Consider the following 17,302-nt stretch of genomic DNA (forward strand, 5'->3'; position numbering starts at 1 on the left):
GCCTGTCATTTCTTCTATATTCCTCAGTTATTCCTCACATTTTCCAGGAGAACCTATGAGCGATTCTTACTCCACCCGCGACACGCTCAGTGTCAACGGCAACGATTACATCATCTTCAGTTTAGCAAAACTCGGCCAGCACTTCGACTTGGCACGATTGCCGTTTTCGCTGAAGATTTTATTGGAAAACCTGCTACGCTGCGAAGATGGCGTGTCGGTTAGCAAGGCCTCGATTACGGCTGTTGCTCAATGGCAGGCAAGCGAGCAGCCAAGTACGGAAATCGCCTTTATGCCGGCGCGCGTGGTGCTGCAAGATTTCACTGGCGTGCCTTGCATTGTCGATTTCGCGGCGATGCGCGATGCGGTGGTCAAGCTCGGTGGTTCAGCCAGCAATATCAACCCCTTGATTCCTTCCGAGCTCGTGATTGATCACTCCGTACAGGTCGATTCCTTTGGTCAGTCGAACTCGCGCGAAATCAACGCGCAAATTGAATTTGCCCGCAATGGTGAGCGCTACAGTTTTTTACGTTGGGGCCAGAAGGCCTTCACTAATTTTAAGGTGGTGCCACCGAATACAGGCATTGTGCATCAGGTGAACCTCGAACATCTTGCGCGCGTCGTGATGGAACGGACGATTGATGGTGTGAAGTATGCGTTCCCCGACACGCTGTTCGGAACCGATTCACACACGACCATGATCAATGGTTTGGGGGTGCTGGGTTGGGGAGTCGGGGGCATCGAAGCCGAAGCTGCCATGCTCGGTCAGCCGAGTTCTATGTTGATCCCTCAGGTAGTCGGTTTCAAGCTCAGCGGTCAATTGCCTGAAGGTGCAACCGCGACGGACTTGGTGCTGAGCGTGACGCAAATGTTGCGCAGCTTTGGGGTGGTCAATAAATTCGTCGAGTTTTACGGCGATGGGCTCAAGCACTTGCCACTGGCGGACCGCGCGACTATTGCCAATATGGCTCCCGAATACGGCGCTACCTGCGGTATTTTCCCTATCGATGAGGAATCTTTAAGGTATCTGCGTTTGTCTGGGCGCAGCGAGGAACAGATCGCCTTAGTCGAAGCTTATGCTAAGGCGCAAGGCCTTTGGCCGACTGGTGTGGAAGCCATTTATAGCGATACGTTGCATTTGGATATGAGCACGGTCTTGCCTTCGCTGGCAGGACCGAAACGACCGCAGGATAAGGTGCTGTTGTCGGACATGCAGCATAATTACCAGACGAACTTGCTCGATTTCATCGCCCACCGCAAGCTGGATCAAGAATCTGTGCAACGCTTTGAAGATGAGGGTGGTGACACCGCCGTCGAGCGTCAGGCCGTCGTCCCCGCGTCGGAGCAGGCTTTGATAACAAGCCAGGATGCCAGTCTGCAGGATGGCGCGGTGGTGATTGCCGCGATCACCTCGTGTACCAATACTTCCAATCCTGCGGTGATGATCGCCGCTGGGCTGGTCGCGCGCAATGCCAGGGCCAAGGGTTTGCGGGTGGCAGCGTGGGTGAAGACATCCATGGCACCAGGGTCGCTGGTGGTGACCGATTATTTGAAAAAAGCCGGTCTCCTTGCTGACTTGGAGGAACTTGGCTTTTTCATCGTCGGTTATGGCTGTACCACCTGTATTGGTAATTCCGGGCCTTTGCCGGACGACGTGTCGCGGCATATCGCCAGCCAAGATTTGGTGGTCGCGGCCGTATTGTCCGGTAACCGCAACTTTGAAGGGCGCGTGCATCCGGAAGTGAAAATGAATTATCTTGCCTCGCCACCTCTTGTGGTCGCCTACGCACTGGCCGGTACGGTGAATATCGACTTGACGCGCGAGTCGCTAGGCAAGGGCAGCGACGGTAAACCGGTGTATCTGCATGACATTTGGCCATCGAACAAGGAAATTGGTGATTTGATCGCGCGCAGCCTCAGCCCGGACATGTTTACTCGTAACTATGCCAATGTGTTCGCCGGCGACCAGCGCTGGAACCAGATCAGCTCGCCAGATGGGGAGGCATTCACTTGGGATGAGGCCTCAAGTTACATTAAGAAACCGCCTTACTTCGAGGGCATGCAGATGGACATCGGTCGCATCGACGATATCCATGGCGCGCGTCTGCTCGGCCTGTTTGGCGATTCGATTACCACCGACCATATTTCTCCGGCCGGCAACATCAAGGCCGACTCGCCCTCAGGTCGCTTTCTGCAATCGCGTGGGGTATTACCGGCGGATTTCAACTCCTACGGTTCGCGTCGTGGCAACGACGACGTGATGGTGCGCGGTACTTTCGCCAATATCCGCATCAAAAACCTGATGATGAACGGTGAGGAGGGCGGTAATACGATTCATTATCCGTCGCAAGAAAAACTCGCCATTTACGATGCGGCAATGAAATATCAGGCTGAGGGGGTGCCACTGGTGGTGGTGGCCGGGAAGGAATATGGCACTGGCTCATCGCGCGATTGGGCTGCCAAAGGCACCTTGCTGCTGGGAGTGAAGGCCGTGATCGCCGAGAGCTTCGAGCGCATCCATCGTTCCAACTTGGTCGGCATGGGCGTGTTGCCGCTGCAATTTATGGCCGGCCAGAGCGCCGTCTCACTCGGTTTGAGCGGCGATGAGTTATTCGATATCACCGGTCTGCGCGATGGTAGTAGCCAGCTCGTTGAGGTCCGTGCCAGCGGCAGTAGCGGTCGCGTGCTGTCCTTCCAGGCGCAGGTGTTATTGATCACACCCAAGGAAGTCGAGTATTTCCGCCACGGCGGTATTCTGCATTATGTGCTGCGCCAGTTGGCATCCAGAACGGCCGCATAATTGAGCCGGGGATGGATTGACTGCGCGTTTGCTTGCTCGCGACATGGCGTACATGTCGCGGCCTCTGCGTTTTTTGCTGATACGCCTACAAACACTTTTTCGCTGCTTTCAATGTTCGTTGGCGAACAGAAATGTTTGTTTTGCATAGTGCAATATGGTTTATCGGAATGATCCGGTGATCTGCTGGGCGTGTTTATCCAGCCTGACCTCACTCTCACGGGAAGAAAAATGAAAAAATTATTTGCTATGGTATTGATGTGTTCGATGACATGGTCTGCCGCCGTATTGGCAGCGAGCAGCGCAGCGTCGGCGACTTACAAAGCGGCCAACGAATCTGCCGAAAACGATTATAAAACGGCCAGCGCTAAGTGTAGTGCAATGACTGATAATTCCAAAGATGTCTGTATTGCTGAGGCGAAAGCGTCGGCGATACAGAGCAAAGCCAATGCCAAGGCTGAGTTGACAAATACGCCCGCTACCCGCACCAGCGCTGCCAAGGAAATTGCCCTGGCCGACTATGAAGTGGCGAAACTGCTTTGTGCCAGCCCAGCCGGGAGTGATCAAGATACGTGTATTGAAAAGGCCAATGCCGACAAAATTATAGCGATTGGCAACGCCAGCGCCAATACCAAAGTGAGCGCGGGGCAGCCCCAAGCCAAGAGCGGCAAGGCGGATGCCCGTTATCAAGCTGCGATAGAAAAATGCGATGCGCTCGTTGATGCCGCTAAAGATATGTGCATCTCTGCTGCGAAAGAAAAATTTAATAAAATGTAATGTTTGGCCAGATGCCTTTGACCGAGTAATCGGTCTGGGCATCATTTTTATTTGAGGCAACTATGTCTATCTTGAACTTTGAACACAGCAGACGGGCGCTGATTGCCGACTTTGTTTTTTACGCTGCCAGTATCCCGGCACTGCTGCTTCTTTTATGGCTGGCTTGTCCGGCGACAGCAAGGCTAACTGCATTGCTCTTGCTGGTGCTTGGTTTGCTCGCAGCGAGTGCGATTGAATATGGCATTCATCGTTATATTTTGCATGGTGTCGCGCCCTTCAGCGATTGGCACAAGCAACACCATGCCCGACCACAAGCGCGTATAGGAACACCGACCGTCGTCAGTGCCTTATTGATTTACTTGTTGGTGTTTTGTCCGGCACTCATGTTTTTGCCGTTTTTCCAAGCGCTTGCACTGACGCTGGGTGGTGTGATTGCTTATTTTGTATATATCGTGACCCACCATGCGACCCATCATTGGCATGGCAGCAGCCGTTGGCTACGAACTAGAAAACGTTGGCATGCACTGCACCACGGTGCCTACTCCGAACGCTGTTATGGCGTCAGTAGTGCGCTATGGGATCATCTGCTCGGTAGCGTGCCGCCGGCCCGCGTTAGAAAGTAGACGACGCGAGTGGCATTAAGTTGTGCTTGCGCCACAGAACGCAAAATAGCCAGCAAGTGCCGTAGCGCTTGCTGGCTATTTGATGGCGCTAACCTAGCGCCGCCAACTCCGTGCTAGATCAGCGTTTGATAGGCGTGATCTTGGTTCCCTCGATGCTGATGCTGGCCATCAAACCCGATTGATCGAAAATGTATGCATAGGAATCGTCTTGTAAGCTGGAGGTAGACAGATTCTTTGCCACACCTTCATTCATTAATACCATGCTCGGCCCGACGCCCACTTCCCAGCCGTGGGTAGCGCGTAAGCTCTGTTCGACTTTTTCACTCATCAAAAATACCACGTAGCCGTATGATTGTGCCCCGGCCTGCCATCCCCAAGAGGCGGAGGTCGCATTGAAGTATTCGTTGGCATGCCCGGATTTGATCAGCACGCCTTCACCATAGCTGCCACCAAGAACCAGTCCGGCCTTGATGATTTTAGGGAAAACTAAAATGGCACGGGCCTTCTTAGACAAGGTCTCGGCAGTGGGGTTGCTTTTATATAGAAGCTGCAGCGATTCTTTCGCTTCGCGATCGAGATCGACACCCGTTGCTGCACTGGCCTGCTGCATGACGCCGGCGAGAAAAATGCTGAAAAATATCAGGCTTGCCGACTTATAGATGCGGCGCAGATTGTTGTTCATTGCAGTACTCCTTGAATAGTTGATGATGGGTGAATTTTGCGGTATGCCGAAGCGGTTTGTCGGCGCACAAGCTATCTTGAGGTATCGCACAAATCTGTTCTGTGCGCTGGCGAACACAGCGGCCTTTTTACTGCTTGGCGCGCTTCCCTAGGGCCTGTTGATATTGAGCTGTACCTGATGTCGTTGTCGGTCATTCTGTAACTCGATGAATAAATTCTCCGACAACACACCGTCGATATACAAGCTCGGTTTGCTGTCAGGCGAGTTCAGGGTGTGGATGTCAATCAGATAGTCTGTCTCCAAATAGCGATATTGTAACTGATACGAGTCCCACTCGGCCGGCAGGCAGGGGGTAATGCTGAGTTGCTGGCCATGACGCTGCAGGCCCAGCAAAGACTCCGTGATCAGTCGGTACATCCAGCCGGCAGAACCGGTGTACCAAGTCCAGCCGCCGCGGCCGACGTGCGGGGCGACGGCATACACGTCGGCAGCAATGACATAGGGTTCTACTTTGTAGCGCGAGATTTTTTCACTGGTATTGCTGTGATTAATAGGATTGATGATGTCGAACGCTTCCCAGGCATGACGGGCGTTCCCCATCTTGGCAAAAGCCATGGCTGCCCAGATTGCCGCATGGGTGTATTGCCCGCCGTTTTCTCTGACGCCGGGAACGTAGCCGCGAATGTAGCCGGGATTATTTTCTGCTTGATCAAACGGCGGGTCGAGCAACTGAATGATGCCAGTCGATGGTTTGACCAGTCGTTGATGCAGCGATTCCATACCCTTAAGCGCATGCTGACGATCGCCGGCACCGGACAGGATGGCCCAGCTTTGCGAGATCGAATCGATCTGGCATTCGCTGTTGAGCGCCGATCCCAAGGGGCTGCCATCGTCGAAGTAGGCGCGGCGATACCAGGCACCATCCCACGCTGCGGTATCGATATGTTGCCCAATCAGTTGCGCTTGTTCGCGGCAATGCGTGGCGTAGCTGATATCGTCGCTAGCTAGCGCCAGTTCTGAGAATTTGATTAACACCTCGTATAAAAAGAAAGCCAGCCAAACGCTTTCGCCTTGGCCAAGGTGGCCGACTTGGTCCATGCCATCGTTCCAGTCGCACGAGCCCATCAGGGGCAGGCCGTGTTGGCCGAAGCGCAGGCCGTGTTCGATCGCTTGCATACAATGCTCGTACAGGGTGCCAGATCGAGCCGAACGATGCGGCAGATCGTAGTAGGAATCTTCGGCCGGGTTGACCTCGCGCCCTTCGATATACGGAATGATGGTTTGCAGGATGTCGATGTCACCGGTATTGCTGACATAACGTGCGACCGCCAGTGGTAACCATAAATAATCATCCGAGCAATGGGTACGCACGCCTCTTTCGGTCGGTGGATGCCACCAATGTTGAACGTCGCCTTCAATAAATTGGTGTGCCGCGCAGCGCAAGATCTGTTGTTTGGCCATCTCATGTCCGGTGTGCGCTAATGCCATCGTATCTTGTAACTGATCGCGAAAGCCAAATGCGCCGCCCGATTGATAATAGCCGCTGCGTGCCCACAAGCGGCAAGCAATGGTTTGGTACAGTAACCAACCGTTGGCTAAAATATTCAATCCAGAGTCAGGCGTGTTGACCTGAACGGTGCCCAGCGTCGTGCGCCAATAGTGTTCGGTGTCGCGCCACGCAGTTTGTGCGGCTGTGGCGTTTCTATGGCGCAAAATCAACTCTTTCGCGCTGCTTGATTTCTGCTCGGCCACGCCGAGGATAAAAACCAAGGTACGTTCTTGTTCGGGTTTCAGTTTGAAGCCAACTTGTAGCGCGGCACAGGGGTCGAGGCCGGCCCCCAATTTGCCCGACAGGTGGCTTCTGTTCATGGCTGCAGGCTCTTGCAATGTACCGTTGCGGCCGATAAATTCGTTACGATCGGCAGTGACGGTACAGGACGTTTGATCAACGCAAAAGAAGGCGGTGCGGCCGGTAAAGTCGGTATTGTAGGGATTGCGGGCGCAAATGCCATTGCCATCCACGGCGATTTCAGTGACGATGTGCATGGCTGATTTGCTACGCAAATCACCGAGCACCCACTCGACATAGCCGGTGACGGACAAGCTTCTGTGCTGGTCGGAGCGATTGGCAATGTGCAGTACCGCATATTTGATCGGGGCGGTTTGATCGACGAATACGCTGAGTTCAGAAGCGATGCCGTCTTCGGTATGACTGAATATGCTGTAACCGAAACCATGGCGGGTGTGGTAGTCGCCTTTGCCGCTGCAGGGTAGGGCAGTCGGTGACCAATATTGCCCGGTTTCTTCATCGCGGATGTAAAAGGCTTCGCCGCTGCTGTCGCTGACCGGATCGTTATGCCACGGCGAGAGCCGGAATTCATGCGCATTTTCCGACCAGGTATAGGCTTGACCGCTTTCCGAGACGACGCTGCCGAAGACAGGGTTGGCCAGCACATTTACCCATGGTGCCGGGGTGCGCTGTTTGGCATTCGTGGTAATCAGGTATTCTCTGCCATCGGTAGAAAAACCGCCGGTACCATTATCAAATTGACGTGATGCAGCGGCCAAGCTCGGTAATGCGCCCGCTTTGGAATAATAGCTGTGTCGTTTTTTGAGCGGAATGAACTCTTTCAGACGGAGGTCGCCGAGGTCGCGCCGGTTCAATTGATCAACCAGACTACCGCGCTGATCGTTGAGGATGATGCGGGCAACCGATTGAAACAGAATTCTGTCTTCATGAGAAATTTGCTCGGCGGCGCGCACATAGATGCCACCCGGTTTTTCCAGCGCATGTGAACCGATCACGGAGGAGATTAAACCGACAATTTGGTCTTGCAAGATTTGTCGGTAGCTGGCGTGGTCTTCATTCCAAATCACCAAGTCGACGGCCACGCCGCGCGATTGCCAATAGGCATGCGCTTGTATTAACTGGCGGGCCAGCTCAATATGCTCTTGATCGCTGATTTGTAGCAGGACGATAGGTAAGTCACCGGAGATGGCGTAGCTCCACAGTGCAGATTGACCACGATAATTTTGCATTAAAATATCCTGGGTTGCACGCATCAACGGATTGACGTAAATCAGCGAATTGGCCAGGCGTGCATACAATTGCGCATCTTTTTCGCTGATATTTAATTGCCGCAAGACAACCTGGCTATGTGTCGAAGAAAGTTCAATCACGCGGTCAGCCAGATGCTGATCGCGATATTTTTCAATCAGGGTCAGGCATTGTTCGCGTGTGTCCGCGATCCCGGTGACCAGATCGAGGGTGACGCTCTGCTCTGGTGCCAAGGAAATCCGATAGCGGATGGCGACGATAGGGTCGAGCACCGAGCCCGCGCTGTTCGACAAGGCACCGGGATGATGCATCGCCTCGGGGGAGACGCAGGTATTGCCGCGGCCAATAAATTGCATGCGGTCGGTTTCATATGACACCTCATCGGCGTCGGCGCCGTGCAGCGCCATCAAATGGAACATGGTCGGCACTTTTTCATCCACCGAGCGCGCCCGGCGTACGCATAAAATGGCGCTGTGATCGGGCAGAATTTCCGTTTGTACAAACAATTTACTGAAGGCCGGGTGCATGCTGTCGGCGGAAGGCGGTGCCAGTGCAACTTCGGCGTAACTGGTTAATTCTATCGTGCGTGGTCGGCCCGAGCGGTTGACGATGTGAGTACGGCGCAATTCGATATCGTCTTCCGGTGACACCACGATTTCCGTGTGTAAATCGAGTTGTTTGTCGCGCCGGCGGAATTCGGCCCGGCCCTCAGAAAATACCGCTGTATAGTCAGGCGTCGTGACCAGTGAAGGTTGTAAGGCCGTTGACCAGAAACTGCCCGTTTCACAGTCTCGGACGTAGCAAAAACTGCCCCAGTTGTCGCGCGTGCCATCCTCATTCCAACGCGTCAAGGCGAGCTCATTCCAACGGCTATAGCTACCGCCGGAACTGCTTACCATCAGGTGGTAACGGCCATTCGAGAGCAACTGAACTTCCGGTGTTTTCGAGTTCGACAGCGACAGAATACGCAGCGGTGTCTCCTGCTCCTTCGTACTGCTGCGTATATCGGCCAGCTCGCTTGTGTTGGCGTAGTTGGCGCTGATTTGTGGCACACGTTCATATAACAGAGGGGTGGCGGCTTTGAATAAGGCATCGGCCTCAAAACGTTTTTGCAGTGGTTTGTCTAATAGTAGGTAGGCGAGCGCCAGCAATCCCATACCTTGATGATGGACCATGAAGGAACGGATCAGTACGTGCGTTTGCCCGCGTGGCAAACGAACCGGCGTATAGTCAATGGCTTCAAAGAAACCGAATTGCCCTTCAAAGCCCAGTTCGGACAGTCTTTGCAAGTTATCGCATGCTGCTTCGGGCGTAACCATCAAGGCCATCATCGAGGCATACGGTGCAATTACCAGGTCGTCTCCCAAACCGCGCTTGTAGCCGAGCCCCGGTACGCCGAAGGCGCGGTACTGATAGTTCAGATTGGTGTCGAAGGCGTTATAGCCTGATTCGGATATGCCCCAAGGCACGCCGCGTTGTTGACCGTATTGAATTTGTCTTTGTACCGTTGAATGATAGGTTTGCTCCAACAAGGTGTGGGGAAAACTGGGCATGATCAGCAAGGGCATCAGGTATTCAAACATCGAACCGCTCCAGGACAGCAAGATCGGTTCGCCGCCGGCGATGGTCAGTTGACGTCCCAACGCAAACCAGCTTTCCTGCGGGAGTTGCCCTTGCGCGATGCCGACAAATGCGGCAAGCCTTGCTTCTGACGCCAACAGGTCATAGCTGCCAGCATCGCAACGACGTTCGTCGAGGTTGTAGCCGATTGATAAGAGATGGGTGGTCTGGTCGTAGAGAAAGTTGTATTGAGCCAAGCTGAAGTCAATCGCTTGTTTGGCCAAGCTGTTGATATCAGTGATTCTTTGCGTGGCATGATCTATGCTCGCTCGCAACAGTACTCCCACCTCGCCATCGGGAAACTCTTCCTGCTTGAGCTCGGCGAGTTGGCGCAGCGTAGGGATTGCGGCCAACTGTGGAAACTGTTCCAACCACGCCTGATCTGCCGATGCGCGTATCCACGGCATCATCTGTTCGATCTCGGCTAAGTGCGCACGGCACTGCCCTGACAGGGCATCAATCCAGATCTTACTGGGCGAGTCGGCGCTACTTTCGTGCTCTGCCTGAAATTGTCCAATCACATAGCTGAGGTAGCTGATGCCCTGATAACTGCTGCTGACGCTGCCAGGTGGCAGGCGGTAAAGCTGATTGATCTCGTCACCGATATGGCGCAAACTGGCCGGTGCCGGTTCCGGTTCAAGTTCTTTCCAGGTCAGGTAAGTGATGCGCAAGCCTTCAAATAAACGCGCCGGCAGGATGGGGCGATCGATCAGCTCCAATAAGCCGGATTTCAACGTCATTAAATGCGCACTAAAATTTCCGCTGTCGACCGTCGATATATATCTGGGTTGGAGCGGGGCGAGCGTGCGTGTATCGTACCAATTAAAATAATGCCCCTGATAACGCTCCATTTTTTCCAGGCTGGAGAAGGTGTCGCCTGTGCGGCTAAGCAATTGTCCGGTAGTGATGTAGGCGAAATCGTAGGCGATTAAGTTCGCTGACAGCGATAAACCGATATTGGTTGGCGAGGTGCGATGGGCGATGACCGAGACCGGATGCTGTTGCACATTATCGGGTGGCAGCCAGTGATCTTCCGGGCCAACATGGGTTTCAAAAAATAACCAAGTTTTGCGCGAAAGTCGGTTCAAAAACAGCGTTTGGTCTAATGACAGCTCTTTGACTTGACGCACTCTCGGTAAGCTGATCAGGTAGGCAATCCATGGCGAAGCGAACCAGCAGAGTAAGAGCGCGAACGAGGGCGTCATGCTGCTTGCCGAAAATTGCGCCATATATATCAACAGCATGGCGGCGAACAACGGGGCGATCCACATGCGCCGCAAGGTAAAGATAAAGCTGTGGCGGGTCCTTGCGTTTTCTATGCTCGAAGGATTCCATTCGAGCAGGCGACGATGCGATAGCGCGAGGCGCCAGTGCGTACGGATGATGGCATCGCCATACACCCATGCTTCATAGGGCAAAAAGCATAGGTGCAGAAAAACATGGCTCAGTTGCAGCTTCGCGCTGCCGAATACAGAGCGGATATGCTGCTTGAGTTGTAAATCTTTCGGTTTGCTGAGTAACTGCAGGGCCAGTGCCAGCAGCGGTGGCAGCAAGAGTAAGGCCACTGCCGCCGCAGTCCAACGCCACGCCTGTGGTGCCAGAGCAAGGCTCAGCCAACTGCTCGCCAAGAACACGAGATAGGCAAGCGGCACCAGGCTGCGGCGCAGGTTATCGAATAGTTTCCAGCGTGATAGTGCTGACAGGGGGTTGGTGCAACGGCTGGTTTTTCCTGTTGTGGCGTCGGTCGTGCCGGGAACTTGGGGGAGTAACCAAGAGGCGAGTTGCCAGTCGCCACGCACCCAGCGTTGACGTCGGCGCATATCGCTCAGGTAGCTGCTTGGGTAGGGCTCGCTGAGCGTGGCATCGCTGAGCAAACCCGCGCGCGCATAACAACCTTCCAGCAGATCATGGCTTAAGATCCGGTTTTCCGGCATTCTGGCATGTAATGCGCCTTCGAAGGCGTCGATGTCGTAAATGCCTTTGCCGATAAAAGAACCTTCGGCAAAGATATCTTGATACACGTCGGAGACGCTGCGTGTGTAGGGATCCATGCCGACCTCCCCACCGTACAATAATTCATAGTGCGATGCGGCAGACGAGGGTACGCCGACGGCTATGCGCGGCTGCAATATCCCGTAGCCTTCGGTGACCAGCAGGCGTTGTGCGTCGAATTGCGGCCGGTTCAAGATATGCGTCATCGTCGCGATGAAGATCGATGCCGCTTCGCGCGGCAATTCGGTATCGGTATCGAGCGTAATGACATATTTTGTTAGCCCAAGCCCACTGGTATCGCCGGCGATAAAAGAAAATGCGCAAGGCGCGACATCGCGTAGAAAATTGTTCAGGGCGTTTAATTTTCCGCGTTTTCGTTCAAACGACATCCACCTGTTTTCGCTCGGATTCCAGAGGCGGGCACGATGCAGTAGTATAAAAAAGCTACCGTCAGCGCGCGGGTATTTCCGGTTCAAGTTGTCGATGTTGCGTTTGGCGTGTTGTTGCAAGTCTTCATCTGTACTCAGCACTTCTTGATCGGCATCAGCGAAGTCGCTCAGCAGACAAAAGCGCAGATGCTCGTCGCGATTTGCCAAGAAACGTACTTCCATGGCATCGCTCAGTTGATCGATATTATCCTTGCTCGTCAAAATGGTGGCGACCACAACCAAGCTGCTGGATTCTGCCGGTATGCCCTGAGAAAAATCCATGCGCGGCAAAGCTTGCGGGCTAGCCATCAGTGTGACCAGCCAATTGACTAATTCCAAGGCGAACTGACTGCACATCAACAAGGTACAACTGGCCAGCACAATCAGTAGCATGAGGTGGGATGGCCCATCGAGTGCACTACGCAGTATCAAGGTCGCGGCACTCAGAGTGAGTAGAGCGATGGTGCCTATGTACAAGGGAAATGCTTGCTGCTTGATGTAACGACAGATTTTTTTCCTCATCGATACGCGGGCTTCAAGCGTTTGTTCCAGTTGCGCTACTCCAGCGTCGATCAGAAAGTAGCCGAGATGCGCCTGACGGTGCTGCTCACCATTTTGCGCTACGGCATTGAAGGCAAGTTGAATCGCGTTGTTGGCCACATCGGTTTCGGCAAAGCGGCTGTTCTTGGCAATTTTTTCGATCACGTGGCGATATCTGTCGCGCGTGGCGAAATCCATATGCTTATATACTTGCGCCGGGTCTTGCCGCAGGATACTTTCGACCGCACTCATACTTTCGACGAATTCGCGCCAGTCCATGGTCGACAAGAAGCGCAGACTCCCTATGCTATTGCTGATCGATAATTGATCGGCAGCCTGATTTTTCGATTCTTGTTGAATGAAGTTGTCTATCGTCTGGACTTGTTCTGCCAATCTTTGCGAGAGCCAGTTCAAGGGTAAAGTCAAGGTCGGCGCCTGCCCCTGCAGGCGGCGTACCAGTTCGGCGACGAATGAGCTGTCCAATGGAGGGTTGGAACGCGACATGTCTGCCACTAATAAGATCAGGTTGCTCGGATCTTCTTCGGCGCTCAAAATCATCGCATCGGCCCAGCTGATGGCAAGCTCGCGATGTTTGTGCGCGGTGGTGAGTCGAGTTGCCACGCGGCGTAAATTTTCAATCAGGGCGAGCCGCAACATAATTGGAATCGCCCACAACTCACCTAAGGTGAGCGTCGTAATCGATTGGTAAGCACAGGTAAAACGACGCAGATTTTCCGGATCGACCCGACCATCTCCATGTGCCACCGTTTCGAGTGCAATATCGTAGACTCTGGGGCGGGCTATGCTGCCGTCGCGCAGCAGGCGCGGTAATTCCCTGCTGTAGTGTTGTGGCAGGTGGCGTTTGGCCGTGCGTATCTGATCTTCAATCAGATAGAAATTATCGAGCAACCATGCCGCCGCCGGTGTGACCTGATTCCCTGATTGTATCGTTTCGGTCAGCAGCTTGCAGGTATTGACGATGATGGTTTCATTGTCGGATAAGCGTGACAATAAGTGATCGGCACCGCTGTCGGCGCTGAGTTGATGGCTGTTGGCCAGAATGCGGCCATGCTGCTCCATTTGTGAGGCGCTGAATAATTCTGCTCGCAGCGGCGTTTCCTCTAGAGTGCTCGGCCGCTGCGAACGCCAATCGACGCGCAGGCTCTGGCACTTGTTGCCGAGCTTGCGAAAACCATAGGACAAATATTTTTTTACTTTGATCAAGGAAGTGCCTCTTTCTTTTTCAGGAAGAGTGCAAAGCTTGATCCTTGTTGTGGCAAACCGGCACTCAGGTAAGCCTTCAGTGTAGCCAGCGGGACTTAGCGTGTCGGTGCGTTATCGCACGTAGAGAAATCAGTGCGATTGATCGTCTGGTGGGCGTTGCGCTTTGAGCTGAGCTTTGAAGTATTGCAATGAATTGACTAATGCAAGATGTAGCTTCTCCGTGCTGGAAAGCATTTTTTTCCAGCTCTCTTCCGTTGCATCCCGCATCTCGGCCAAATTTTTCTGAATGTTCTTTGATTGCTCCTCAAGGTGGTGTTTTTCTTTCAGATATTTTGCGTGTGCTGCCGTGGTTTTTTCTTCGGCTTGGTGTTCAAACTGGCTCAGCATGGTGTTGAGTGCAGTGAGCTGTTTTTGCATTTTTAAAATATATTCTTCACGTTGTTTCATGACCGGATCTCCTTGATCTGTTGAGTAAATTCTGTGGCATGGGGTCGCTTAAGCTCGTAGTGGCGCGCGGGGTAGCCAAATCAACTGAGATTGCGCTGTCAGGCACGGCAGCGAGCGCTTGATTGACTGCTATCGTCGTCGATGGCGTCATCGTGGTCGCCTCTTGTTTTTGACAAAGAAACATGACAGTACGCTTGGTAGTTGAAGGACCGTTGCTGATAGGATAATGCATGATGTACTTTCTAATAGAGAGTTCGGGTCACGAATGCACCAAGTATTTTCTATTTTGATGATCGACACTGTGCGCTTCCACACATAGGCAGTAGTATTTTTTATATGGCGGTGCCATCAAACGTGTCGCCGCCCATGTCGACGTCATTTTTATTGCATCAATTCAAGTTAATTGCATGCACTCATCATTCCGCGCGCTTGCTTTGCGAAGTAGCCGGATTTCAATCATGCCATGAGGGAACAACGGCAGTGCAACGATGTCGAATCGGCCGAGGGCGCGGCACTGCGACTCGCCCTTTTTGCCATTTTTTGGGTGGCGAAGTGTAGTCGTTTCACATCGCAATTGACCACAATCATCAAATGCGCGGCATCGATATGCTGAGCCGGCATTGTATGTCGGCTCAACATTACTGCGCTTCGCTTTGGTGATTGCATAATATTGAGGCACTAAAGGAAAATACCTGGTATGAGAATATTTTTATTTGGAAAAAGAAAGCTGGCGGTTTTGATTGCCATCGCCCTCTGTAGTTTGAGTGTTTCGGCCATGGAACAAGCTGGAGCTGGCAGCAATTCTGCAGCGCCTGTGGCCGCCTTGGATCTGAGCATCTTGCGACAACAGGCCGTGGAGTCCAATCCCTATGGCGCTGAATTTTCGTATGCGAAAGAGTTCAAGCAGCTCAATCTGCAGAGCGTGAAACAGGATATCGCCAAGGTACTGACGACGTCCCAGCCATGGTGGCCAGCTGACTATGGAACTTACGGGCCATTCTTCATCCGGATGGCATGGCATAGTGCCGGCGTGTATCGCCTGTTCGATGGCCGAGGCGGAGCATCTGGCGGGCAACAGCGCTTTGATCCGCTGAACAGCTGGGCCGATAATGTGAACTTGGATAAGGCGCGACGTTTGCTGTGGCCAGTCAAAAAGAAATACGGCCGTGCGCTGTCTTGGGGCGATTTGATGGTGTTGGCCGGCAATGTCTCTCTGGAACAAATGGGATTCAAAACCTATGGCTTCGGTGGCGGTAGAGAAGATGATTGGGAGCCGGTGAAGATGGATTGGGGACCGGAAAAGAAAGCGCTGGCCGATGAACGGCATGACCAGAGCGGCACTTTGAAAAAACCTTATGCGGCAACGCAGATGGGTTTGATTTACGTCAATCCGGAAGGCCCGAATGGCAATCCCGACCCATTGCTGGCAGCCAAAGAGATCCGCGAAACTTTCGCCCGCATGGGCATGAATGATGAAGAGACGGTCGCGCTGATCGCCGGTGGTCATACTTTTGGGAAAGCACACGGTAAACACAAGCCAGAAACCTGCGTGAAAGCACCACCGAGCGAGGCCACGCTGCAAGAGCAGGGCTTGGGTTGGAACAATGTCTGTGGCACCGGCAAAGGGGTAGACACGGTATCGAGCGGTTTGGAAGGGGCATGGACCACGAATCCGACCAAATGGACGCATGAATATTTTGCTTTGCTTTATGCTTTCGATTGGGAGAAGACCACCAGTCCGGCTGGCGCGATACAGTGGAAGCCGAAAAACGGGCTGGGTGCGAATACGGTTCCCGATGCACATGATCCTGGCATCAAGCATGCGCCGATGATGTTTACCACCGATCTGGCGTTGAAACTCGATCCTGCGTATCACGCTATTTCAAAAAACTTCATGGACAACCCGAAAGCCTATGAGTTGGCGTTTGCCAAGGCATGGTTTAAGTTAACTCACCGGGATATGGGGCCGAAGGTGCGCTATTTGGGCGCGGATGTGCCGGCTGGCGATTTGATTTGGCAAGATCCACTGCCTGAGCGCGACTACCAATTGGCCGATGCCAACGATATCCAGAATTTGAAAGCCCGTATCTTACAGGCAGGTATTCCGACCAAAGACTTGATCAAAGCGGCTTGGGCATCGGCCGCTAGCTTCCGTGCAACTGATCGGCGCGGTGGTGCCGATGGGGCGCGCGTACGACTGTTGCCTCAGCGCGAATGGCAAGTCAATGACCCCACCGCCTTGGCCGCAGTGATCACGCAATTGGAAAGCATTAAAAACCAATTTGATAAAGACCAAAGCAAGAGCGGCAAGAAAATTTCTTTGGCCGATATGATCGTGCTCGGCGGGACAGTGGCTATTGAGCAATCTGCCAAGGCGGCTGGTACGCAGGTGCAAGTGCCGTTTCGTCAGGGCCGCGTCGATGCCGATCAGAGTCAAACCGATCTCACTTCCTTTGCGGCTTTAAAACCGACTGCCGATGGTTTTCGCAACTATTACAGTCAGGAAAATACCAAGTCGCCGGTGGCCATGTTGATCGACAAGGCCAGCACGCTGAACTTATCGGTGCCGGAAATGACGGTGTTGGTCGGTGGCTTACGTGCCCTCGATGCCAATACCAACGGTGCGAAAACCGGTGTGCTGACTACGCGCGCGGGGATGTTGACGAACGATTTTTTCGTCAACCTGCTCGATATGTCAACGAAATGGGTGCCCGCGGCCGGGATGGCCGATGTGTATGAAGGGTATGATCTCAACAGCAAAAAAGTCAAATGGACTGCAAGCTCGGTCGATTTGATTTTTGCTTCCAATCCTGAGTTACGTGCTGTTGTGGAAGTGTATGCGGCCGACGATGCGAAAGAAAAATTCGTGCGTGATTTTGTCAGTGCCTGGACCAAGGTGATGAATGAGGATAGTTTCGGTCGTTTTTAAACACTGTTACGACGTGATATAACTCGTCAATCCTGCCGCTCAGTTTGCCCTGAGCGGCATTTTTTTTGCGCCGTCTCGCTGATTTAATTGGGCAGCCAAGCCAGCGTATAGAGTCGCTCGCTATTGCCAAACGATTTTTTTAACTGCGCACGCACGCCTGGAAATTGCTGATAAATGTCGAACAACTT

At 53.2% G+C, this 17,302-nt stretch carries 8 protein-coding genes; 4 read left to right on the forward strand and 4 right to left on the reverse strand.

Translation table 11 applies throughout. The features are described from left to right. Positions 1–55: 55 nt before the first annotated feature. The 3 genes from acnA to QN359_RS09175 all read left to right on the forward strand — a co-directional run bounded on the left by acnA (position 56) and on the right by QN359_RS09175 (position 4,194). The gene (gene acnA / locus QN359_RS09165) at positions 56–2,797 is read left to right on the forward strand and encodes an aconitate hydratase AcnA (protein WP_322248163.1); all 2,742 of its coding nucleotides are present in this window, start codon (positions 56–58) and stop codon (positions 2,795–2,797) included. Positions 2,798–3,025: 228 nt separating this feature from the next. Further along, positions 3,026–3,571, forward strand: coding sequence for a hypothetical protein (locus tag QN359_RS09170; protein ID WP_322248164.1), 546 nt, complete (start codon positions 3,026–3,028; stop codon positions 3,569–3,571). A gap of 62 nt (positions 3,572–3,633) precedes the next feature. Further along, entirely contained in the window at positions 3,634–4,194 is a 561-nt protein-coding gene (locus tag QN359_RS09175) for a sterol desaturase family protein (RefSeq protein WP_322248165.1), read from the forward strand. Between the two features lie 118 nt (positions 4,195–4,312). Here QN359_RS09175 and QN359_RS09180 read toward each other — a convergent pair whose 3' ends face one another. From QN359_RS09180 to QN359_RS09195, 4 genes are all read right to left on the reverse strand, one after another. After that, positions 4,313–4,876 carry a lipid-binding SYLF domain-containing protein gene (locus QN359_RS09180; RefSeq protein ID WP_322248166.1) on the reverse strand — a complete coding sequence of 188 codons (564 nt, stop codon included), beginning with the start codon at positions 4,874–4,876 and terminating at the stop codon, positions 4,313–4,315. A gap of 147 nt (positions 4,877–5,023) precedes the next feature. Further along, positions 5,024–13,738 (reverse strand): GH36-type glycosyl hydrolase domain-containing protein, encoded by an 8,715-nt coding sequence (locus QN359_RS09185; RefSeq protein ID WP_322248167.1) that lies wholly within the window; start codon positions 13,736–13,738, stop codon positions 5,024–5,026. A gap of 129 nt (positions 13,739–13,867) precedes the next feature. Next, a complete protein-coding gene (locus tag QN359_RS09190) occupies positions 13,868–14,185 on the reverse strand; it encodes a hypothetical protein (RefSeq protein WP_322248168.1) in 318 nt (105 codons plus the stop codon). Continuing rightward, positions 14,172–14,417 carry a hypothetical protein gene (locus tag QN359_RS09195; RefSeq protein ID WP_322248169.1) on the reverse strand — a complete coding sequence of 82 codons (246 nt, stop codon included), beginning with the start codon at positions 14,415–14,417 and terminating at the stop codon, positions 14,172–14,174. The genes QN359_RS09190 and QN359_RS09195 overlap by 14 nt, the downstream gene beginning before the upstream one ends. A gap of 465 nt (positions 14,418–14,882) precedes the next feature. Between QN359_RS09195 and katG the strand changes: the two genes are divergently transcribed. Next, on the forward strand, positions 14,883–17,114 hold the full coding sequence (gene katG / locus QN359_RS09200; RefSeq protein WP_322248170.1) for a catalase/peroxidase HPI: 2,232 nt from the start codon (positions 14,883–14,885) through the stop codon (positions 17,112–17,114). Positions 17,115–17,302 lie beyond the last annotated feature (188 nt).

The sequence above is a fragment of the Undibacterium sp. 5I2 genome (assembly GCF_035019605.1).
Taxonomy (GTDB): domain Bacteria; phylum Pseudomonadota; class Gammaproteobacteria; order Burkholderiales; family Burkholderiaceae_D; genus Undibacterium.

What these genes read in the sequence shown, in the direction of transcription:
- acnA (WP_322248163.1), top strand. Translation starts at nt 56, where the DNA reads ATGAGCGATTCTTACTCCACCCGCGACACGCTCAGTGTCAACGGCAAC.
- QN359_RS09170 (WP_322248164.1), top strand. Translation starts at nt 3,026, where the DNA reads ATGAAAAAATTATTTGCTATGGTATTGATGTGTTCGATGACATGGTCT.
- QN359_RS09175 (WP_322248165.1), top strand. Translation starts at nt 3,634, where the DNA reads ATGTCTATCTTGAACTTTGAACACAGCAGACGGGCGCTGATTGCCGAC.
- QN359_RS09180 (WP_322248166.1), bottom strand. Translation starts at nt 4,876, where the DNA reads ATGAACAACAATCTGCGCCGCATCTATAAGTCGGCAAGCCTGATATTT.
- QN359_RS09190 (WP_322248168.1), bottom strand. Translation starts at nt 14,185, where the DNA reads ATGAAACAACGTGAAGAATATATTTTAAAAATGCAAAAACAGCTCACT.
- QN359_RS09195 (WP_322248169.1), bottom strand. Translation starts at nt 14,417, where the DNA reads ATGCATTATCCTATCAGCAACGGTCCTTCAACTACCAAGCGTACTGTC.
- katG (WP_322248170.1), top strand. Translation starts at nt 14,883, where the DNA reads ATGAGAATATTTTTATTTGGAAAAAGAAAGCTGGCGGTTTTGATTGCC.